The 23303-nt window shown below is 47.1% G+C and carries 16 protein-coding genes; 9 read left to right on the top strand and 7 right to left on the bottom strand.

Features of this window, described 5'->3' with window-relative positions; translation table 11 throughout:
- Positions 1-31: 31 nt before the first annotated feature.
- Genes BMW79_RS26445 through BMW79_RS26430 form a run of 4 tightly spaced genes read left to right on the top strand, consistent with a single transcriptional unit; the run spans position 32 to position 8479 of the window.
- Positions 32-3061, top strand: coding sequence for a SusC/RagA family TonB-linked outer membrane protein (locus tag BMW79_RS26445; protein ID WP_089900246.1), 3030 nt, complete (start codon positions 32-34; stop codon positions 3059-3061).
- Positions 3062-3087: 26 nt separating this feature from the next.
- Positions 3088-4761 (top strand): RagB/SusD family nutrient uptake outer membrane protein, encoded by a 1674-nt coding sequence (locus tag BMW79_RS26440; protein WP_089900243.1) that lies wholly within the window; start codon positions 3088-3090, stop codon positions 4759-4761.
- A gap of 25 nt (positions 4762-4786) precedes the next feature.
- Complete coding sequence (locus tag BMW79_RS26435; RefSeq protein WP_089900239.1) at positions 4787-7165, top strand: hypothetical protein; 2379 nt, start codon at positions 4787-4789, stop codon at positions 7163-7165.
- A gap of 60 nt (positions 7166-7225) precedes the next feature.
- Positions 7226-8479 carry an MFS transporter gene (locus tag BMW79_RS26430; RefSeq protein WP_089900236.1) on the top strand — a complete coding sequence of 418 codons (1254 nt, stop codon included), beginning with the start codon at positions 7226-7228 and terminating at the stop codon, positions 8477-8479.
- A 59-nt stretch (positions 8480-8538) separates the two neighbouring features.
- Here BMW79_RS26430 and BMW79_RS26425 read toward each other — a convergent pair whose 3' ends face one another.
- The 4 genes from BMW79_RS26425 to BMW79_RS26410 form a co-directional block, all read right to left on the bottom strand.
- On the bottom strand, positions 8539-9012 hold the full coding sequence (locus BMW79_RS26425) for a hypothetical protein (RefSeq protein ID WP_089900233.1): 474 nt from the start codon (positions 9010-9012) through the stop codon (positions 8539-8541).
- A 228-nt stretch (positions 9013-9240) separates the two neighbouring features.
- Positions 9241-10161, bottom strand: coding sequence for a helix-turn-helix domain-containing protein (locus BMW79_RS26420; RefSeq protein ID WP_089900230.1), 921 nt, complete (start codon positions 10159-10161; stop codon positions 9241-9243).
- A gap of 68 nt (positions 10162-10229) precedes the next feature.
- Positions 10230-11135 carry an NmrA family NAD(P)-binding protein gene (locus BMW79_RS26415; protein ID WP_089900226.1) on the bottom strand — a complete coding sequence of 302 codons (906 nt, stop codon included), beginning with the start codon at positions 11133-11135 and terminating at the stop codon, positions 10230-10232.
- Positions 11136-11220: 85 nt separating this feature from the next.
- The gene (locus BMW79_RS26410) at positions 11221-12714 is read right to left on the bottom strand and encodes an aminotransferase-like domain-containing protein (RefSeq protein ID WP_089900223.1); all 1494 of its coding nucleotides are present in this window, start codon (positions 12712-12714) and stop codon (positions 11221-11223) included.
- 354 nt (positions 12715-13068) lie between these two features.
- Here BMW79_RS26410 and BMW79_RS26405 point away from each other — a divergent pair, with 354 nt between their 5' ends.
- The 3 genes from BMW79_RS26405 (at position 13069) to BMW79_RS26395 (ending at position 15888) form a co-directional block, all read left to right on the top strand.
- A complete protein-coding gene (locus BMW79_RS26405) occupies positions 13069-13680 on the top strand; it encodes a hypothetical protein (RefSeq protein ID WP_089900220.1) in 612 nt (203 codons plus the stop codon).
- A gap of 41 nt (positions 13681-13721) precedes the next feature.
- A complete protein-coding gene (gene bioB, locus BMW79_RS26400) occupies positions 13722-14705 on the top strand; it encodes a biotin synthase BioB (RefSeq protein WP_089900217.1) in 984 nt (327 codons plus the stop codon).
- Positions 14706-14916: 211 nt separating this feature from the next.
- A complete protein-coding gene (locus BMW79_RS26395) occupies positions 14917-15888 on the top strand; it encodes a peptidoglycan DD-metalloendopeptidase family protein (protein ID WP_089900213.1) in 972 nt (323 codons plus the stop codon).
- 46 nt (positions 15889-15934) lie between these two features.
- Here BMW79_RS26395 and BMW79_RS26390 read toward each other — a convergent pair whose 3' ends face one another.
- Together BMW79_RS26390 and BMW79_RS26385 are read right to left on the bottom strand one after the other, a co-directional pair.
- Complete coding sequence (locus BMW79_RS26390; protein WP_089900210.1) at positions 15935-17110, bottom strand: TlpA family protein disulfide reductase; 1176 nt, start codon at positions 17108-17110, stop codon at positions 15935-15937.
- Between the two features lie 347 nt (positions 17111-17457).
- Positions 17458-17835 (bottom strand): hypothetical protein, encoded by a 378-nt coding sequence (locus BMW79_RS26385; protein ID WP_089900207.1) that lies wholly within the window; start codon positions 17833-17835, stop codon positions 17458-17460.
- Positions 17836-18148: 313 nt separating this feature from the next.
- Between BMW79_RS26385 and BMW79_RS26380 the strand changes: the two genes are divergently transcribed.
- Complete coding sequence (locus tag BMW79_RS26380) at positions 18149-19180, top strand: SDR family oxidoreductase (RefSeq protein WP_089900204.1); 1032 nt, start codon at positions 18149-18151, stop codon at positions 19178-19180.
- A 10-nt stretch (positions 19181-19190) separates the two neighbouring features.
- Positions 19191-19979 (top strand): helix-turn-helix domain-containing protein, encoded by a 789-nt coding sequence (locus BMW79_RS26375; RefSeq protein WP_089900201.1) that lies wholly within the window; start codon positions 19191-19193, stop codon positions 19977-19979.
- A gap of 1 nt (position 19980) precedes the next feature.
- Here BMW79_RS26375 and BMW79_RS26370 read toward each other — a convergent pair whose 3' ends face one another.
- Positions 19981-23124 (bottom strand): AsmA family protein, encoded by a 3144-nt coding sequence (locus BMW79_RS26370; RefSeq protein WP_089900197.1) that lies wholly within the window; start codon positions 23122-23124, stop codon positions 19981-19983.
- Between the last annotated feature and the right edge of the window lie 179 nt (positions 23125-23303).

Here is a 23303-nt window from a genome sequence, read left to right as displayed (position 1 = left end):
TTCCACCCGAGAAAAACTAACTGCAACCAAAATGAAACTTACATTCCTATTCCTACTGCTATTAGTCAGTAGTTCCGCGTTGTTTGCACAAAACAAAACTGTTACCGGAAAAGTCCGCGACGCATCGGGAAACATGGCTATTCCCGGCGCCACAGTCATGATCCGGGGAACAAACATCGGTACCACCACCGATAATGCCGGGCAATTTAAACTGGTGGTGCCATTCAATACCACCCAGGTAGAAGTATCCTTCCTGAATTACAAAACCCAGCTCGTACCTGTCAGCGCCCTGCCGCTGGAGGTAAACCTGATCCGCGATGTAAAAGGACTGGATGAAGTAATTGTAGTGGGATATGGTACGCAGAAAAAACGGGATATCACGGGGGCCATCTCCACTATTGGCGCTAAAGATGTAGGCGGCCGGCAAACCGTACAGATCTCCGAAGCATTGCAGGGCAGTGTACCCGGCGTATCGGTTACCCGCAACAACGGTGCCCCCGGCGCCAGCTCCAATATCCTTATCCGTGGCGTAACCACCCTGAATAATAACAGCCCGCTGATCATTGTGGATGGAGTGCCCGTAAGTAACATCGATAACGTCAACCCTAATGACGTTGAAAATATCAGCGTACTGAAAGACGGCGCCTCTGCTGCGATCTACGGCTCCAGGGCAGCAGCCGGGGTGGTGCTGGTGACCACAAAGCGGGGTAAGAAAGGCCAGAGTAGCCTGGACTATACCTATGAATATGGTATCCAGAAAGCTACCGCACTGCCCAGCTATGTGGGTATCCAGGATTATATGCGCTACTTTAATGAACAACTGGCCAACGATGGTACCGCTCCACTTTACGCCACACCTTTTATCAATTCTTACCTCGACAGTAACCGCGTGAACCCGGATAAGTTTCCGAACACCGACTGGCAACAGGCCGTGATGAAGGCAAGCGCACCGCGCTCCCGCCACGATCTTGTTTTTACTGCCGGTACTGATAAACTGAAAACCAAAGCCTCTTTCGGCTACCAGAAAGCAGGCGCCCTGTACGATAACTACAATTTTACCCGCTACCAGTTCCGCGTAAACAACGACCTGGAAATCAGCAGCAAACTGACCGGTAGCCTGGATGTTGCCTACAGACGCACCGACCAGGATATTCCCACCTACAACCCGATCACGGATATACGTATTTACCCGGCGTACTATGATGACCGTTATGACGACGGACGCTATGCACCCGGAAAAGATGGCTTTAACCCACTGGCCCAGGTACGCGAAGGCGGTTTTAAGAAATCAAAACAGAACCAGTTTACAGGCAGGATGTCTCTCGCCTTAAAACCGTTAGCCGGACTGGAAATCATGGCGATGGTGGCCCCTACCTTTGACATGGACAAAACAAAGATCTTCTCCAAACAGATTAAATTCACCGATAAAGCCGATCCTTCCCGGGTGATTAACCAGAACCAGGCCAGCACCACACTGGAAGAACAACGTGCTGAAAACTTCCAGATCAACGGGCAACTGCTGGCTACCTATACCAAAACATTCCATCAGGCACATCAGCTGGATCTGCTGGCCGGTTACGAAGAAAACTATGGCTCCTACGAATACCTCACCGCTTCCCGGGATGGTTTTGCACTGACCGATTTTCCTTACTTATCTGCCGGCTCGCTGTTGCTCCGGAACAACGGCAGCGATGCTTACCAGTATGCCCTGCATTCCACGTTTGGCCGTTTACGTTATGGCTACCAGAATAAGTACAGTATACAAGGTACCCTGCGTTATGATCAATCATCCCGCTTTGCCAAAGCATACAGGGGAGCGGTGTTTCCCACCGTGTCTGGCGCATGGACCATCTCTGAAGAGAAATTTATGAAAGGAATCTCCTGGCTCAATTTCCTTAAAATACGTGGGTCATGGGCAAAGGCAGGTAATGAAAGATTACAGGATATCAACGGCAATCCATCCTATTACCCTTACCAGGCCAGCATTCCTTTTACTACAGCACTTTTTTATCAGAATGGAAATGTGCTGCCGCTCAATGGTGGTAACCAACAGGTATATGCCGTTAATGATATTACCTGGGAAACGACCCGTTCTGTAGATGTAGGATTCGACGGCACACTGCTGGATAACCGGTTATCTGTTTCGGCCGACTATTTCAATAAACAGACCTATAACATCCTGCTGCAATTGGATATTCCCAACTACCTGGGCTTCGATAATCCCTTTCAGAATGCCGGCGTGCTGAATGCAAAAGGATGGGAGCTGGAACTGGGCTGGAGAGATCATATCGGTAAACTGCAATACTCCGTTGCTGCCAATATTTCTGATACACGCACCCGGATCGTGGATTTAAAAGGTACACAGTTCCTCGGTGATCAGGCCAATATTGAAGGAGGAGAATTCAATGAATGGTTTGGCTATAAAAGTGGCGGCCTTTTTCAAACCGCCGATGAACTGGCCAATTATCCAAAGATCAGCACCAACACAAAAGTAGGCGATGTAAAATACCTGGACGTGAACAACGATAAACAGATTACCCCACTCGGCGACAAAGTGCTGCTCGGTGGCTCTATGCCGCGTTACCTCTATGGCGGTAATATCCGCCTCGATTACAGCAACTTCGATTTCGGCATCGTGATCCAGGGCGTTGGGAAAAAGTTAAGCCGTATGCCCGGTGATATTATTCAACCCTTTGCACAGGCCTTCGGTAATTTCCCGAAAGAACTGGCCGGAAATTTCTGGAGTGCGAACAACAGCACTGAACAGAACCTGGCAGTGAAATATCCACGTCTTTCCCGCAACTCGGTGGGCAACAATTACCTGTTGTCAGATCTCTACCTGGTAAACGGCGCCTACTTCCGGGTAAAAAATATCACCCTCGGCTATACGCTGAAAGTACCATCCATTCAAAAGATAGGTATGAAATCCTGCCGCTTTTATGTAGCTGCCAATGATCTCTTCTCACTTCACCATTTCCCTAAATACTGGGATCCGGAACTGGGAAGCAATACCTATCCTATCGTACAAACTTTTATGATCGGCGCTACTGCCAGGTTCTGATTACTTACCTGAAAAAACCACGTTAAATGAAGAAGATATTTTCCTGTTTACTTACTGCAGTTACTTTAACTGCATGCAGCAAATTAGATCTCAATCCACTTGCGCAGGCATCTACGCAAACCTATTATGATAATCAGACGGAACTGGAGCTGGCTGTCAATGATCTTTACCGGCTTGACTTCTGGGGCAACGATGATGAAAATTCATCGGACAATCTCTGGTACCGCACCACGGGCGGTAACTCGGTCACCTTTGGTACCATGACCTCCGACGATGCCGCTCCGTTGTTGTTATGGACAAATGCCTATAAAGCTATTGCACGTGTCAATGCTTTTATCGCCAATAAAGATAAAGCCGCCGGCAATACCGCTGCCGCTGTGATCACCAAACTGGAAGCGGAAGCGAGGTTGATCCGCGCTTACGAATACTCCCGCCTGATCACGCACTTCGGCGATGTACCTTTTCTCATTGCGCCAATGCCACTGGCAGAAGCAACCGGCATTGAACGTACCGATCAGAAAAAGATCCTTGATTTTATATTTTCAGAACTCGATTTTGCAGCTGCTAACCTGCCTGCTTCCTACAGCACCGCAGAAGTGCGCCGGCTCACCAAAGGTGCTGCGCTGGCCGTGAAAGCCAGGATCGCCTTGTATACCGGGCAATGGAGTGTCGCGAAGGATGCTGCCGCGCAACTGATGCAGTTGAATGTCTATAAACTGCATCCGGATTATGCACAATTGTTCCAGAAAGCCGGCGAAACCAGCCCGGAAATCATCATCAGCATACCGAGAGATCAGGCACAACAGGTGTTTAATGGTTCCGGATATGTACTGGATTATATCAGTCGTAATGCCGGCGGCTTTGGGGCCTATGTACCCACCCGCGAAGTGTTCGACGCCTACGAATGCAAAGACGGACTCCCGATAGATGAATCACCTTTGTATAATCCACTGGACCCGTTCAAAAACCGGGACCCACGCCTCACCGCTACGTTGGTAGAGTTCAATACACAGTGGCTGGGATATTCCTATCAGCCACATCCCGATACGCTCACCGTTTTCAGCAGCAAAACAAATCTCCGCGTATCCAACAGGGATACCCGCGCTGTTGCCAATTTCGCGAGCCCTACCGGTTTCCTCTGGAAAAAAGGACTGGACCAGAGCTGGGCCGACAGGCAGGCAGAAGATAACGACGCCATTTTATACCGTTATGCTGAAATACTACTCATCTATGCAGAAGCGAAAATACAACTGGGTGAAACAGATGCTTCCGTGCAGGATGCTATCAACCAGGTAAGAGCAAGAGCCTATGGCGTTGCCGTTACACAAACAACCGCTTACCCGGCAGTTACTACCACCGATGCAGCACAGCTGCGTAAAATAGTACGAAGGGAGAGAAGGGTGGAATTTGTGAGAGAAGGACTTCGCTATATGGATCTCATCAGATGGAAACTCGCCGAAAAAGCACTGACAAGACCCGTAATCGGCCTCCCGGATCCGGCTAAGCAGAACCGCGCCAAATGGCCGTTCCCTGGCGTAACACCACTGGACGATGACGGTATCGCAGATTATACCGCCTTTGCCAATGATACCAAGATCGTAGCGCAGCGCGCCTTTGATAAAAATAAACAATATCTCTGGCCCATTCCTTCGATTGAGATCAGGGTGAACCCGAAGCTGACACAGAATCCTAATTATTAGCAAGAGACTTCAAAAAAACAATGATATGAAAATTTTAACGCTGGGAATTTGCCTCGTTTTAGGAACAGGAATTACAGGAAGTGTATGGGCACAATCGCCCGTAGATAAAACAAAACGATTGCAGGTGAGTGGGGTATATCCGCACCTGGCATTGTTTAATGAAGGCGGTTCTACGGCCTGCTCAGGCGATGGCGCAGAAGGTGGTATCGGAGCGGTAACGCCCTGGGCCGGTCAGTTGTGGATGGTGACCTATTCTCCGCATTGCCCCACCGGTAGTTCTGATAAATTGTACAGTATCAGCAAAGACCTGGATATCACCATTCACCCGGAAAGTGTAGGCGGTACGCCGGCCAACCGGCTCATTCACCGGGAATCCGCGCAGCTGATCACCGGCTCTTATTTTATTGACTCCACCGGTAAAGTAAGGGTGGTGCCACTCTCTGTGATGCCGGGAAGAATGACGGCTACAGCGCGTCACCTCGCAGATCCTGCGAATATGGTGTACTTCTACGATATGGAAGGAAAAGTTTATGAAGTAAATGTGCATACCCTGGCGGCAAAAAAACTGTTCGAAAAACCGGTGCCCGGATGGCATGGCAAAGGCGCCTATACCGGCCAGCATCGCTTCATTGTAGCCAATAACGGAGAAGAGGCCGTGTTTAAAATAAATAAGGCAGATCTGGAAGCAGGCGACCTGCCGCAAAACAGCGAAGAGAAAGGTATTCTCGCCAGCTGGGATGGGAAAAAATGGTCGGTGATAGAAAGGAAGCAGTTTACCGATGTTACCGGTCCGGGTGGCATCTATGGCGCCCCCAACGATGCGGCTCCGGTATGGAGTATCGGGTGGGACAAGCGTTCCGTAATTCTGAAACTGCTGGATGGTGGCGAGTGGTATACCTACCGGCTTCCCAAAGCAGCTCATACCTACGATGGTATCGGTGGCTGGTACACTGAGTGGCCGCGTATCCGGGAAGTGGGGAATAACAACATGCTGATGGATATGCATGGTATGTTCTACAACTTTCCGAAAACCTTTTCACGGGCCAATAGTGCCGGCATTGCGCCTGTCAGCAACCACCTGAGATATGTGCCGGATTTCTGCTACTGGAATGGTCAGCTGGTACTGGCTACCGATGAAACCACCATCCTGCAGAACCCGATGGCGGGGCGCTCTCAATCCAATCTATGGTTTGGTAGCTGGGAGGAGCTTAAAAGCTGGGGACCGGCCAACGGCTGGGGCGGGCCATGGATCAATGATACCGTGAAAGCCGGCCAGGCATCGGATGCTTTTCTGCTGAATGGCTTTGATAAAAAAATACTGCACCTGAGTCATGATGTAAATGAGGCCGTTACTTTTACACTGGAAACAGATAAGGCCGGCAACAACCAATGGCAGCCCTATAAAACCATCACCGTTCCTGCCAAAGGATACCAGTATTTTATCTTTCCCGCAGGATTTTCATCTGCGTGGATAAGAATAAAAGCAGATAAATCCTGTATTGCTTCTGCATTTTTCCATTTCAGCGGAACCCCACATCCTGCACAGGATGCGATGTTTAATACACTCGCAGATATTGATGAAAAAGGAAATACACCCGGAAGCCTCATCCGCCCGGCGGGTCATAACAAAAACCTGCAGGTACTTGCTGGTGGAAAACAATACAGTGAAGTAAATGAAAAACTTGAATTTATTCCTGCCGCAACCGACAGTGTTGCGAAACTGGAAGCATTGCTGGCGCTGAAGAAAAACTATGAAATAGATGCCGCCTCCGTGATTGTAAAAGATCACACCGGTACTTTCCGTTTACCCACCACCTCGGCGCATTATGAAGAATTTATGTCAAGAGGAGCAAGGGAACTGGAGTCGGAAAGATATGTGCTGAACGCGCAGGGTACCTTGTATGAAATAGGCCGGGAGTCGGGGTTTGCAGCTATCCGTCCTATTACTACCCATAAAAAGAAGATCATCGACTTTTGTACCTGGAGAGGTTTGCTGGTGATCAGCGGTACCAAAACAACCGCAAAACCAGATGGTCATTATTTCAGCAACGCCACCAATTCCAACGGACTCTGGTTTGGCGCCATCGACGACCTGTGGAAACTTGGTAAGCCAAGAGGAGAAGGTGGGGTATGGAAAAACGCTGCGATAAAAGCCGGTGAATTCTCTCTGCCTTATCTCATGACCGGTTATGATAAGAAAAAAGTAACGCTGACGGCAGATAAAGCCGTTACCATTACGCTGGAAGTAAATACAGATCTGAATGGCTGGCATACCTATAAAAAAATAAAAGTGCCGGCAGGTAAAACCATCACGCATGTTTTCCCGGATGGCTACAGCGCCCATTGGATAAGGGCTGTGGCAGACAATGACTGTAAGGCGACGGTTTGGTTTATTTATCAGTAACAATTTGTTTTACAGCACCATCAGGCGCTGTACAACAACATATAAAATCACTTTTTATCCATGCAGTTAAACCATATCGCAGGCATAAAAGAAAAAACAACGATCCAGCACCTGCTCAGTCCTGTTATCCTCGTAGCCGCACTGGGGTATTTTGTTGACATTTACGACTTACTGTTATTCGGCATCGTCCGCATACCGAGCTTAACAGATCTCGGATTAAACAGCGCTGCTATATCACGCGAAGGCGCCGGCATTTTAAACTGGCAGATGAGTGGCCTGCTGCTGGGAGGAATACTATGGGGCATCCTGGGCGATAAGAAGGGGCGGTTGTCTGTGCTTTTCGGATCTATCCTTACTTACTCTATCGCCAATTTCGGTTGCGGCTTTGTGCAATCCATCACCGTTTACAAACTGCTGCGTTTCATTGCGGGTATTGGGTTAGCGGGAGAATTGGGCGCCGGCATTACGCTGGTGTCGGAAACATTGCCCCGGCAACTCCGGGCTATCGGGTCTTCGCTGGTAGCCGGTGTGGGTTTGCTCGGTGCCGTGGCCGCTTACTTTACAGTAGAATTATTCAGCTGGAGGAATGCGTATTTCACCGGAGGAATCCTTGGCGTATTGCTGCTGTTTATGCGGATCGGAGTATTTGAATCCGATACGTTCAAGAAAATGGATGGCAAGCAGATTGCCAAAGGAGAGTTCTTCTCTTTTTTTACCAATACCGACCGGTTAAAATTATACCTCAAATGTGTAGGGATCGGGTTGCCTACCTGGTATGTGATCGGTATTTTGTCCACTTTCAGCAATGAGTTTGGAAAATCGGTAAAGGTAGGAGAAGCCGTAAAGCCAGGGCTGAGTGTGATGTGGTGTTACGTAGGCCTGGCGGCCGGGGATCTGTTGAGTGGCTTCATCAGCAACCGGCTGCAATCGCGGCGCAAGGCGGTGCTGTTTTTAATGGGTCTCTCTTTTACCGGTTGTTTGGTATATCTCTATGCCGGTATCAACACGGTAGAGAATATCTATTTCTTAAACGCCTTTATGGGTTTTGGAATCGGTTACTGGGCCATGTTTGTAACCATTGGTGCGGAGCAGTTTGGTACTAATCTCCGGGCTACGGCTGCTACGACCATCCCCAATATTGTTCGCGGTACCGTGGTGATTATGACGCTTTCTTATGGTGCGCTCAAACCATTGATAGCAGTGAATAATGCTGCCGGTATTGTGGGGGCGGTTTGCTTTGCCATTGGTTTTTACTGTATTTACAATGTACCGGAAACACACGACCGGGACCTCGATTTTATAGAAGAACGGTGAATTTCTATCTTCCATTTCTATGAGAAAGAAAGGCCGGCATTTGCCGGCCTTTTACTTACCTAATTGTTAAATGATAAGTAGTTAAACGCTTTTTTCTGACGCAATGTGATCGGTGATTTTTCGCCATTAGCCGTTTCTACTACGAGGCTATCCTCGCCGTTGAACCCTGTTTTTTTGGTGATGTACAGGGTGTAGTTGGTAATGCTGGTACCACCGCGTGGGAAATCTACCCGGAGGGAAGCCCTGTTAAGGTTATTGGACCAGGTAACATAACAGGTGTTATAACCATAGCCTTCCAGACAGGTATTCACCGGTGCAGAAATGATCTGGCCATCCGGCGCATTGTTTGTCCAGCTTACACACCAGGATACATACACGTTGCTCGCGATATGGGGCGACAACTCATAGATACCGATGTTACCCGGATATACGGATGTAGGACCCGTAATGATCTGGGCTTTGGTGGTAAGACTGCTAAAACAGGAAATAGTTAGGACACAAAGGATCGTGAAAATCTGAGGGAATTTTCGCATAAATGGAGTTTTGAGTGATACGTGGAAATAAAAAAAAATTATCGTGTTGAAATAAGCAAATCCCTATTTGGTTTCCTAACTTTTACGTCACTTTCTTTTTATCAAGAATAGTTTCCGGAGCAAGTAGTTGTAATACAATGGGTTCGCTAGCGGTACTGCTTGCTGGCTGCACTTTGGGTGGCTGAAATACACTGTTGATGGGGTTCTGTGGGTGCGGTAAGATAGCAGTCAGCTGAATGACTGTCTGAATGCCAGCGGTGAAAGGTTCGTTTTGCTTTTGAATAATTTGCTGAAAGATTGGGAATGTTCAAACCCCAGTTCATATGCAATCTCACTTACAGATAAATCCGTGGTAGATAGTTTTTCTTTGGCTTTTTCAATCAGCTTATCGTGGATGTGTTGCTGGGCGGTTTGTCCGGTAAGTACTTTCAATAAACTGCTGAGATATTTGGGCGATACATTTAATGCACCGGCGATCTGTTGCACGGCAGGCAGCCCTTTTTGTAACAGGTTATCGCCCTTGAAATAGTTGGTCAGCCACTCTTCCAGGCGATGCAGGATGTTGTGGTTGGCTATTTTCCGTGTAATAAACTGGCGGTGATAAAATCTTTCTCCGTAGTTGAGCAGGGTTTCTATCTGAGAAATAATGATCTGCTGACTGAAATGATCAATATTGGAATGATATTCCTGCTGAATGTTTTTAATGAGATTGTTGAGTGTCTGTTCTTCTTTTTCAGAAAGAAACAGTGCCTCATGAATGGAATAATCGAAATATTCATACTGCCTGATCGTCTTTGCCAGCGGGGTGTTCCAGATAAAGTCGGGATGTATGAGCAGCATCCATCCTGAGCGTTCATTAGCAGGAGTGGGCGAAGATTCAATTCTGAAAACCTGGTTGGGGGAAATGAAAAACATCACGCCTTCGTCAAAGTCGTAGGTCTGCTGACCATAAGCGATTTTACCGTTTATTCCCCTTTTCAGGGAGATGAGATAAAAGTCAAACACCCAATTGATCGTATGCATATCAGGCGAGTGCTTTATAGCGGCGTAATCCACCACGCTGATCAGTGGATGTTCCGGCCTGGGTAAACCCCTGACCTGGTGGTACTCGCTGATGGTTTTGATCCTGTATGGTTTTGTAGTAGCCATTTTATATGCACCCCTTAAGGAAGTGATGCCTTAAGGGGTGGTATTTTTGATGATTAAAGATACTTCTTTTAAGACTGATGATAAACAGCTGCAAACTGCTTTACAAAATCGGTTAGTTTTACTTTGCCCAAAGCAGGTCTGTTTTTGTAATAGTCTTCAAACAACAGGCCGCCACGCATGCTCGCCTGCATTTCGATAAAGCCTTGTGCAATCTGTTCATTCATACCGGCTGCCTGCCAGTTGTCCAGTAATTGCTGATCCGGAATCACCTGCCATGTCAGGTCTTGTTTACCGATGGCTTCGCCGAGAAGACTTGCCGCTTCGTTTGGTGAAAATTCATCACTGGCAATGTAGCGGATCGTCCTGCCGTGAAAAGGGCTGTCCATTTCTTCGGCCACGACTTCCGCAATGTCTAAAGGTGAAACCCATGGCGCTTTTTCATCTCCCCCATAATTCTGTACAATGGCGCCCTGTGCTTTGATACCCCGGATAAAGGCAAACATATTGGTATAAAAGCTAACCGGACGCATGAATTTAACCGATACATCTGCCGGCAGTTGTTGCAAAATCTTTTCCACGTTGTAATGGAAAATGAGGATACCATTGCCTTGATTGGTATTGCCGCTCACGCTGCTGAGATGTACTACTTTTTTAACACCCGCTGTTTCCACCGCCTGTTTGTAGTTCTGGCCTATTTTGTTGATAGTAGCGATGAAGTCTACGTTTTTGTCGAAGAAGCTGCCGGCGGTTTCCAGTGTTTCCATCAGGTAAACGATATCCGCGTTTTTGAAAGTTTCGCTGAGAAATCCGACGTCTTCAATACTGCCAATAGCCGCTTTGGCGCCGAGTGCTTCAATCTCTTTTTGTCTTTCTGGTTTGCTGCTGATAACGGTCACGGTGTGACCTTTTTTCACCAATGCTACTGTCAGGGGCTTTCCGATATTCCCTAATGAGCCTGTAAGTACGATGTTCATGATTGCGATGTTTTGTAGACACAAATGTCCGCCGGCATCGCCACACCATTGTAGCCGTAAGGCGCATTGTTGTAGCCAAAAAGCGTTAGCGTCCCCATTGCTCCAGTACCCCCTGCCGGAGTAGCTGTACACTGTTTTCAGCTTCCTGCAGCGTAAAATGGCCGAAACCCAGCCGCATGGCGGTGAGTTCCTTATGCTGATACAGTAAGGTTTTTGGAATGAACAGGTTGTTTCGTACGCAGGCCTTGCTTAACTGCATCAGATTGATGGGTTGTTTCCAGCGGGTCCATACAGCCAAACCACCCGCTGGCTTTTTGAAATCGATGAACTCCTGTAACTGGTCTTCTAATACCTGGACTATATGATCGCGGCGCTCCTGGTATACTTTCAGCGATTTTTTCAGGTAGCGGTGTATTTCTCCGGCTTCAATCATTTCCCCCAGTACCTGTTCCATCAGTACATCGCCTTGCCGGTCGATGATACCGAGGTGCTTCCGCATTTCGGTCATCAGGTTTTCCGGTGCTACAATAAAGCCGGTCCGGAAGCCGGGAGCCAGCGATTTACCGAAGGCACCGATGTAAATCACCATACCGTTGCTGTCGGCGCTGGCCAGGGGTAGCACCGGACTATTGTCGTAATGGAAATCGTAATCGTAGTCGTCTTCCAGGATAATAAACCCGAATTCCGAAGCGAGGTGCAGCAGCGCTATGCGGCGGGAAGCACTTAATGTAACGGTGGTGGGGTAGTGGTGATGCGGGGTGATGTACAGCATCCGTATCTGGTGTGTTTTGCAGATGTTGCGAACCGCATCCACATCAATTCCTTCTTCATCGATCGGCACCGGCATGATCCGTGCGCCGGATTTCTGAAAAATCATGTTCACGGAAAAGTAGCTGAGAGATCCCACCAGTACAATGTCTCCTGGAGAAAGTAATATTTCAGAGGTAATGAACACGCTCATTTCTGTGCTGCGCGTGATCAGGATATTGTCTTTCGAGATATGGAGTCCGCGCGACTGGTTCAAATAATTCGACAGGTGTTGTTTAAAGAACTCACTGCCGTCATGGTTATAGTATCCCAGTTTCTTGTGGTTACTTTTTCTTTTCAGGTTAGCGCTGTATAAACTCGACAAATGACTGATCTGGGTAAGCCGGATATCAGGGGTGCCGTCGTTGAACACGTATTCGCAGGAAGAGTGTTCAAAGGGATTATCCAGGAGGTTAGATTTTTTAAAAGAGAAGCCGGTTACTTTTGGATAATGCGCCAGCTGGTTCTCCTGGGTGTTACGGATCTTCTGCGGAGTAGGGTCTATTTTACCGATAATGAACGTGCCTTTGTTGGGCCGGGTTTCTACCCATCCCTGGGCATCCAGTTCGTCGTATACGGCTACAATGGTGTTCCTGTTCACGTCCAGCAACTCGCAGAAGTGCCGGGTACCCGGTAACCTCGTACCGGTAACGAGGAAACCCCGCTGAATAGCGTTGATCAACTGGTGCGCAATCTGTAAATAAATGGCCGTACCGGATTGCCGGTCTATCTGCACAAAACTTTTATAAGGAACGGTTGCCGGACTGCTCATGTGGGTATAAATATGCTTATTTAATAGTCCGGAAAGGTATTTTATTTCCGGAAAAGATAATTATATGTTTTTATTTTTAATATCTTTTTTCCCGGCTACCCGAAGCTGCAAGTATGTATTGTATATTATATTGTAAATCAATGTATACTGATTGGTGAGGCCATCTCAAACCATAGGTAAGTCCTATCTTATAGGAGGCGTTTATAGGGGGCTGATATGGGACGGGGATAGGGCTTAACTGGGGCTGGGCTCACCCAGAAACATGCGTATCAGTACCGGACTAGCGGAAATATGAAAACTGGCCTATCTGAATCATCCGGCAAGCGCCTACTTTTGGACGGAAACAAGTTGATTATGGACGATTTACTACAACAGATTGTTGGTAACAATTCCCTGCATGCCAGGTGGTTAAATACCCTTTCTTTTATGGAGAATGCCGGCGCCAGGAAAATATCCGCCTGTGAGCATCCTACGCTGGTAGACTTTATCCAGCTGAAACATGCGGCCGAAGAACATCGCCACGCCTATTACCTGAAAAAGCAGATTACGAAAATAGATACCGACAATTGTAAAACGTACCAGTTGCATGAACTGCTGGCGCCGCATCAGACCCGGCATTACCTGCACCAGCTGGATATGCAGTCGTGCCGGTACCTGAAAACGGCTTTCGGCCTCGAAGGGCAGGCATTGAAATATGCGGCCTATCTCTTTGTTACCTATGCGATAGAAGTACGCGCCGACCTGCTGTACCCGGTATACCAGGCAGCGCTCGATAAAGCACAGAGCAAGGTGATGGTGCGCTCTATTATTGTAGAAGAAGAAGGTCATCTCGAAGAAATGATCAAACAGCTGCAACAATTTGATACCGATTGGGAAACACATGCCCGGTATGTACAGTCGCTGGAACAGCAGTTGTTCGACAACTGGCTCGCTGCCATTGACCAGGAATTACACCAATTCGCCTGACCACATTCCAACACTACTCATCATCCACTCAATAACGCAAGATGACATCAGCTATCAGAAATGACTGGACCCTGGAAGAAATCCAGGCCATTTACGACCAGCCTTTGCTGGAACTGGTTTTCCAGGCCGCTACCGTACACCGGGAAAGGCATTCTGCCAAAGAAATACAGGTATGTACCCTCTTATCTATCAAAACCGGCGGATGCCCGGAAGATTGTTCCTATTGCGGACAGGCAGCCAGGTATCATACCGATATTAAAGTACAGGCATTGCTGCCTACGGAAACCGTGATCGCTCACGCCCAGAAAGCAAAAGATACCGGGTCTACCCGTTTCTGTATGGCTGCCGCCTGGCGCGAAGTAAGGGATAACAAGGACTTCGACCGCGTTATCGACATGGTAAAAGGTGTAAATGACCTGGGGCTGGAAGTATGCTGCACACTGGGTATGCTCACAGAAGAACAGGCCGTTCGTTTACAGGAAGCAGGACTGTATGCCTATAACCACAATCTCGATACGTCAGAAACTTACTATAAAGAGATTATCTCTACCCGGAAATTTGATAACCGTATCAATACCATCAACAACGTACGCAAAGCAGGAATCACGGTATGTTCCGGGGGCATCATCGGCTTGGGGGAAACGCACCGCGACCGTATTTCCATGTTGCTCACCCTGGCCACGATGCCTAAACATCCGGAATCCGTGCCTATCAATGCACTCGCCCGTGTAAAAGGAACACCACTGGAAGATAATCCGAAAGTGGATGCCTGGGATATGGTGCGTATGATTGCTACTGCCCGCATTGTGATGCCCGCATCTACCGTACGACTTACCGCAGGCCGTATTGAAATGACGGAGTCAGAACAGGCCTGGTGCTTTATGGCAGGCGCCAACTCTATCTTCACCGGCGAACGCCAAACCCTGCTGGTAACACCCAATCCAGGTGTAACCGAGGATATGAAGATGTTGCAAAACCTGGGATTAGAACCTAAACTTAGCAAGAAAGAAGTATCTGCCTGCTGATAGCAGTGGCGCAATAACTCCGTATAGGTGAAGACGTTATAACTGCTTCTCCCGGAATGGCCTCCCGCCGACTGACAACAGTTGCCGGGAGGCTGCTTCATCATGGGATTCGTTAAGTCCGTCATCTGCACCGGGTAATTTATCACTTAGAATTTATCCCCTGTTGTAAGTTTTCTATCTTTTCAGCAACTAATCATCCAAATGCTGAAAAATGAAGCTAACCGCTATTTTAACGATCCTGTTTTCTCTGGCCACTGCCGTGGCTTTCTCCCAAACAGAAAACGCCGCAAGCAAATCTGCTTCCGCGAAATTTGAAAAGTATTACAATAACCACCAGTTCGATAGCATTTTTGCTGCCTTTTCCCCGCAAACGCAGATCGACCTGCCGGCAGATAAAACCAATGCCTTCCTGAATCATCTGAGCAACAACTTCGGTCCTATTACCCGGAGAACATTCCTGCAATACCAGAAAGGATTTGCCGTGTATAAAACGGAATTTGAAAAAGGGGTATTGGCTATCAGCATCGCGGCAGATGATGATGCCGCCATTACAGGCGTATATGCGGCGCCGTATGAGGAGGATACATCCACTGTAGCGGCGCGTAATATTACGCCCATGCGACTGCCATTTAAAGGTGAATGGACGGTGTTCTGGGGTGGAGATACAAAGGAGTTAAACTATCACGTTGTTTCCAGGTTCCAGAAAAATGCTTTTGATATAGTAGTGAATAATCCACAGGGGCGGAGCTTTAACGCCAACGGAAAAACAAATGAAGACTATTACGCATTTGGCCGGCCCATCATTGCACCCTGCGATGCAGAAGTAGTGCTGGCGGTAGATGGCGTGAAAGATAATGTGCCCGGAGAGTTAAATCCAATGTACGTTGGAGGGAATAGCGTGGTGCTCAGAACGGTAAATAATGAATATATCCTGTTGGCGCATCTGAAACAATATTCCACGAAAGTAAAACAGGGAGACCGCGTGAAAAGAGGGCAACAACTGGGACTATGTGGCAACTCCGGAAATTCTTCTGAACCTCATTTACATTTTCATATACAAAGCGTAGAGAATGTAAATAAGGCGACCGGTATAAAATGTTACTTTGATCAGCTGGTAGTAAATGACGTTGTTCAAAAAGACTATTCCCCGGTGAAAGGGGATAAAGTGAAAGCAGCAGAGTAATGTTGTTATAAAAAGTAGCGCCCGGGATAATCCCGGGCGCTACTTTTTACCAGGTAGACTTCAGTATTTTTTCTATCTCCGCTATGTTATTATGAGCAACGATCTTCCCGGTTTTATCTATCAATACATAGCTGGGATGTTCAGTAATGTCGTATTGGCTCAACAATTCTTTATTGCCTTTGAGATGTTTATAAGGTAGTTGTTGTGCCTGGATTAACTGAGCTATCTGTTTTTCGTTTTCTGTGCTTATGCCCACAATTTCCAATCCCCTGGACTTGTATAACAGATAGTGTGTTTTTAAATAGGGAATTGTCATAATGGAATAACCGGACCACGATTCCCAGAAATTTAATAATACATACTTTCCTTTAAGAGATTCCAGTGATACAGTTCCTCCGCCAAAGGCAGGCAGGTTGAATACGCTGGCCTGCTTACCAACTAAAGGTGAAATACGCAGAGGTTTTGGTTGATCCGGTTCCTTTTCCTCAAAAGTATAATCCGAAAAGGTTTCGCGTAGTTCAATACTATCAGGTGCTATCTTATTTCCGGTATCTGTTTTATCAAAATAGTGGGTATCCTTTCGGGTAGTACCCATGTATTGAATGGTTTTTGTTGTTTGGGTCAGCTGCATCGATTGTTTCCTGATATGAAGCACGCGGGAAATCAACGCGCCGCCTTTTGTAGGAGGATATTTGAGCGTCACCATCCATTCATCTGCTGTTTCCTGCAATTTTAAAGCAGATGGCGCCGCAAAGGGCGAATTTGTCACCAGCGAGCGAACCAGGTGTTTGTCGAATAGCAGCGGTTCGTAAATACTCATCAGGCCTTTATTTTTAGCCGGGTTATACTGGCCGTTCGAAAAAAGATAGGGGTCTATGGCCAGTACTGTTTTCTTTACGTGACGTATTTCAAAGCTGGTGTGCCCATCGTAGTAGCAATCGAAAGCACCTTTATTGTCTGTTCCTTTTAAATGAAACACGTTGCCGAAGATGGTATCATTCGGTTTGGGGGTGAGCCAGAGTGTTCCTTCTACCACCCTTATGGCGTCGTAGTTAACAGTATCTTCCATTTCATATCTGACATGCGTGGTAAGTTGTTGGAGGGAAGCATTTTTTGCTTCCAGCTGTTGCAGTATTTTTATGGCTTTCAGACTATCCGTTTGTTGTGCGTTGGCAGCGGATAAAAAGAGCAGGGATACTGGGACAAGGACAGATTTCATCATAGGTGCTAAGCTTTAATATAGGCAGGCCAGAATAAGGCGCTAAGGCCAAACTACGGAATTTCTGTAGTTTGGCCAAGTTTGGGAGTGTTTCCATCAGGAAGGTTGGATAACGGTAACAGGATTTATTACTGGTTCCGGGATTTTAATTGTTGCACTTCTGCTTAAAAAAATGGGCATCAGAAAAAAATGTCTCAAGGGTATAGGCTTTAAAGTTTAGGTGGGTATAACTTGCGGGACAATGATAACTAAAAAAAGGCGTGGTATAACAAATTAATTTGTTACACCACGCCTTTTATCATTACGAAGTATTTTATACAGCAATAATTCAGTACAGAAGAAAAGACTTACTATCTGTTACAATCTGCTGTCCATGCTTTGTTATCTCTCGTAAAACCTATTACCAGTTTATCTTTGTTAATTGTAATAAGACCTGTTCCGGAAGAACCAACACTGACCATGGTGTTATCATCTTTCTTCTCAAACTCAACACCGGTAAGGTCTGGAATGCCATCAGAGAAACGGAAGTCGTAACGGGTGCCTACCTTTGTTACAAACACACTACCAGCAGCCTGGCTAATGTTTTTATCCGCATCAATATAGCCTACTTTACCTTTAAAGGTGCCTGCAAATACATCTACATCTGCAGGATCTGTGCTCTTGCTGCAGGAAGAAAAAATAACTACAGATAACAGTAATACGCCGAGGACTCTCAACATCGATTTCATAAAAAAGTCTTTTAAGGTTATTCAATAAATATGTTGAAAGCAAAAATGCAATTAGCATACCAGATGGCATTATGCCGGATATACAGGGTATAGCGGCCTATATATATAGCAAGTGCTTTTTTTTGATGCGCTGATGCCGCAGCATTGCGGATCTTTGGGTGCGGTAATACACAGATTGGGTAAGCGTGTACAGTTCATTCTGCTAAAATATCGGCTAATTTGGCCGGCCCTTCGGGCAAAGTGAAGTTGGACTTTTTAACAAAGTGAGCAATATCCTTTTACCAGTACCTTTGTTACATCAAATCAAAGGCATATGAATGCAAATACTTTAGTGCTCGTTACTGGTGGAAATGGGTTTGTTGGGCTTGAATGCATCCTGCAATTATTGCAACAGGGATATATGGTGAGAACGACCCTGCGATCACTCTCAAAAAAAGAGAAGGTAGTGGAAGCTCTCCGTCAGGCGGGAGTTTCCCATATCGAAAGATTATCATTTATCGCGGCAGATCTTACAACAGATCCTAACTGGGCGGAAGCCATGCAGGGATGTACGTATGTGTTGCATGTGGCTTCTCCGATAGGGCTCACGCTGCCGGATGATGAAAACGATATGATACGTCCTGCGGTAGATGGTACGTTGCGTGTGCTGAAAGCCGCCAGGGATGCCGGAGTAAAACGTGTGGTGATGACATCCAACTTTGGCGCGGTAGGCTATAGCCATAAAGATACTTCCGTACAAATCACAGAAGAAAGCTGGACCAACCCGGATGAAAAAGGCTTGTCGGCCTACAATAAATCCAAAGTACTGGCAGAGCGGGCCGCCTGGGATTTTATGAAAAGAGAAGGGGGAGCGCTGGAACTATCAGTCATTAACCCAATGGGGATTTTTGGCCCGTCATTGAATGCGGATCTTTCCAGCGGCTTCGGACTGCTCAAACAACTGATGGATGGTACCATGAAAGCCATTCCCAATATTACACTCGGTATCGTGGATGTGCGGGATGTGGCAGATCTGCATATCAAAGCCATGACCAGCCCGCTGGCAAAAGGGCAACGCTACCTGGCGCTGGCCGGCGGCACCCTGTCTCTGCCGGAGATCGCGGCATTATTAAGGTCGAAAATGCCCGATGCTACCAGGAATGCGGCCACCAAGGCTATGCCCGACTGGCTCGTCCGGCTGGCCGCACTTTTCAGTAAGAAAGCAAAAGCTATTGTACCTTTACTGGGCATATACCGGAATGCCAGCAATGAAAAGGCACGCACACAGCTGGGATGGCAGCCACGCACCAATGAAGAAGCCATACTGGCCAGTGCGGAGAGTCTTGTGAAATATAATAACGTGTAAATAGAATCGCATGCATGTTAATGCCATCAAATCCTGTTACATAGGTCCGGAAATATCGCCGGAACAGTTTATCGCTGAACATTTTTTTCTGTATCTCGGCAAAGGAAAAATAGAAGGATACGACGGACATAGAAAATATATCCTGGAAGAAGGCCAGTATTGTATCGTACGCAAGAACCACCTGGCGCGCTACAACAAACAAAAGAACAACGGGGAGTTTGAAAAAGTAGTGATTATCCTGGACGAAGCGTTTCTGAAAAAATACCAGCAACAACATACTGTAGTTCATACAAAACCTTTGCACAAAGGCGCCTTTATACTTCCTGGTGAAAATAAACTTATCCGGCCGTTTATACAGTCGCTGATGCCTTATTATGAGGGAGGTCAGCAGCTCAACAGCACTTTTGCAGATATAAAGCGGGAAGAATTATTGATGATCTTATTGCAGCACCAGCCACAGATCGCCGATGTGTTGTTCGATTTCCGCCTGCCCGATAAACTGGACCTGGAAGCTTATATGAACCGCAACTACAAATTCAATGTAGGAGTGGAGCGGTTTGCTTACCTGACGGGCAGAAGTTTGTCGGCTTTCAAACGTGATTTTGCAGCGATATTCGGAACAACTCCTCACCGGTGGTTACAACAGAAACGTTTGCAGGAAGCTTATTTCCTGATAGAGAAAAAACGTTGTAAGCCATCAGATATTTACCTCGAACTGGGTTTTGAAGACCTGTCGCATTTCTCCTATGCTTTTAAAAAGCATTTCGGGGAAACGCCCTCCGGGCTACTGACCAGATAGATTACTGGTGCTGGTCTTCTTCGTTAGGCTCCTCCTGTGTTTCTTCCAATTTATCTTTATCACTGCCCCGGCGTAATTTTATTTTCGGGTTATCCTGTGTACCGGTAACGCTGAAGGGTATACCAAAAATACCAAACGGCGGCAGGCCTACGCGACCTTTCAGGTTCAGTTTTCCATCCAGGCTTACCTGTCCTTCAAAACGTGGACGGAAGCCCGCAATGCGCATCTTTGTGCGGTTAATGGTGATGATATTATTGTTGATGGTGGTTTTGATATCTACCTGGGAGAGATCAGGATCTTTGATGTCTCCTTTACCTGTACTGCTGCTTACAGCATTCATCAGCTTAAAGCCTTTTAGCTTTATTTTTTTTACCGATAGCACGCCACCTCCTTTGAGGGAGGGATATACCGGGTTCATATTCTGATCAAGTTTGCCGCCGATAGTATAGTCCAGCCCAACAATGCCGCTGGCATAAGACGCGGAAGAAGCCATGTCGTGGAAGATCTTTATCTCATTATAGGCGCGTTTGATATCGAATTCTTTTGCACTGATGTGGTAGTCGAACCGCGCACTTTTCGGCTGCAGACTGGCATACGTGGCATCCATTTCTACTGGTGCGCCGATAATGGTAAAGCCGGTCTGGTTCAGTTTTATTTTGCTGCTGTCGATCACCAGTTGCCCGTGAAAGCTGTTGATATCAATACCTTTGAAGTGGATCTTATCTGCGGTGGCATTAAGTGTAAGCGCCAGGTTGCCCGGTACCATCACTACTCCGGAAGGTGCAGTGGGCGCACTTTTTACGGCGGCATTGCTACCATTCACCATCATCTCATCTACCAGGATATACCCGCTCTTCAGGTCAAAATTACCACGGAGCGGCTGGTTGGTTTGCGTGGCATAGGCGATTACATTACTCAGGTAGCCGTTGAGGTTAATGAGCGATTTTCCATAGCTGCCGTTGAACTGGTCGAACCACATTTTATCCTGGTCGAAACGGAAAACACCATTGTTAATCAGGAAGGGCAGGGGGAACAAGTCAGATACCAGCGCAATGTTTTTCAGCGTTAAGGTGCCCTTGTTGTTCAGCTCATTGTACCGGCCGCTGGTGGCGGCATTCTGCGTGCCCTGGAGCTGGAGGTTGGTTTTGATAAAGCCTTTTAGGTCATAGCCCCTGATCGCAAATACCTGGTAGATGCGGCCCAGGTCGATCACACCGTTGGAGGCAATATTATACCGGAGGTTATCAAAATTGTTCAGATCTGCTTTCAGCACAAAGGGTTGCCCTTCAAATTCGAAAGATACCGGTTTCAGGTTCACCTGCAAAGAACGCATGTTGCCGGTAGTATTGGTAACGGTGGCGTCTATATTAATTTTCTCTACGGGATGGGGATAGTACTTGGTTTGTACGGTACCGTTATTCATGGTCAGCTTTGCGGTAGTAACGGGAAATAACCGCTTTGCGGGCAGGTAGGTACCTTTGGTCGCTACATTCAGGGCAAGGTCGCCGGTCATATCGAGACTGTCCATCGGGTACACTTTTTTCAGATCGCTCATATGCAGCACAGATTCCAGTTTCGCGTCTATCAGCGGCTGCTGTGCATTGCTGAGCCGCAGGTACCCCTTGAGGTAATTGCTGAGCATATTGGCATTGATATCGGTGATATCGAAGTGGGTATGTGTGTAGTTGCCATCAGGGCAGGCAGCGTTGGCGTTAAAGCTGATATTATTCACCGCTTCCGGCAGGGAGGCAAATTTGAAATAACCATCGCGGAGGGTGGCGTCAAAATGAAAAACGGGGATGCTGCTGATCACCGTGTCGGCCCGTTTTTGCAGCCCTTTATAGACCACACTTTTGGCATACCGTCCGTCTGCCTGCAAATGTGCCTGCAGGCGTCCTCTCAGGTCCAGGTCTTTCAGTCCCAGCGCCTGGTTCCATTTATGCAGATCTATATCGGTATTCATCTTCACATGAACATCCGGGGTTTTAAGGCCTTTGATACGGATCACGGAACTGAAATAGTCTTTATCGATATTGAAGAAGATAGAGTCTACATTCACGTAGAGGCTATCTGTATTGAGCTGTGCCAATGTTGACTGGAAGTTAAGGAACAGATTTTTCACCGGCGCCGGCGCTTTATCGTTGGTAACGGTGCCGTTTCTCACTTTCATGTTGAAGGTAATATCGGGCATGGTATTGCTTTCTGCAATATACTGCCCGATGAGCGTGGCGTTTACATCGGCGGTGCCGGTAATATTCATATGCTCTGCCCAGGTGGCATAGGCGGGTGGTAAGGCCCCGAAAATGGCATGGAGTTCCGATTCCATGGAACTCAGACGGAAGTCCATTTTGTACCCGTTTTTGAGGAATCCGAAGGCGCCGTTGAACCGTACCGGCAGTTCATTGATCTTAAGGTCATTTTTTTCAAAGATGAAGTCGAGGGAATTGGTATTGATCTTCGTAATCAGTTCCCCGTTCAGTTTCTTCGATAAAATATAAGAAGTGTTGGCATAACTCAGGTCAAACAACCCGATACTGATTTTTGAATACAGGTCGAACTGTGCTTTGCTGAGGTCTCCTTTACCGAGGTAGTTCACTTCCTTTGCCTGGATATACATGGGGAGCGACTGGTCGTTGTAAAGGATGTTGCAGTGGTCGAGCTGGATGCGGGCTATTTTTAAGTTGGCGCTGCCGCTGTCGGGCTGACTGGTAGCTGCAGCCGGACTGGATTTGTAGACGTTATAGTTCGGATGACCGGCGGTATCTACCAATACATGGATGTTTCCTTTTGTGAGATAGATTTCATCGATATTGATGGAGTTCGAGAAAACACTGGAGAGGTTAATGCCCAGCGCTACTTCATTGGCCGATATCAGGGTATCGGTTTGAAAAGGGGGCGCGCCTTTCAGGCTGAAATCATACAGCGTGAGTGTCAGGGAAGGGAAGTGATTAAAAAACGAGAGCCTCGCTTTGGAGAAATTGAGATCCCCGGTGATGCTGTTGTTGGTCCAGGTTTTTATTTTATTGGAAACCGTATTTGGAAAAAGTATCGGTAGCAGGAAAAGTAACGCGAGGAGCGCGATTACTGATATAGATATTATTTTTAATGCCTTAAGGGCAATTCTCTTGATGTTTGTATTATGCATGGAGTGCTGGGAGCATTTATAACTATAGCATAGGCCATACCGGCCTACTTATCAGGGGGAATTTAATACCCGGAATTGTAATGACTTCTGGGGTAAAGATAGGTTTTTTTATGATCAGCTCGCCAGCGGGTATCATGCACATCGGGTATAATTCCGGGAGCGGAACTATACCCGATGCA

This window comes from Chitinophaga arvensicola (assembly GCF_900110835.1).
Classification (GTDB): Bacteria; Bacteroidota; Bacteroidia; order Chitinophagales; family Chitinophagaceae; genus Chitinophaga; species Chitinophaga arvensicola.
The sequence above is the reverse complement of the archived record's forward strand: the minus strand, read 5'-3'. Positions and strand labels throughout refer to the sequence as shown.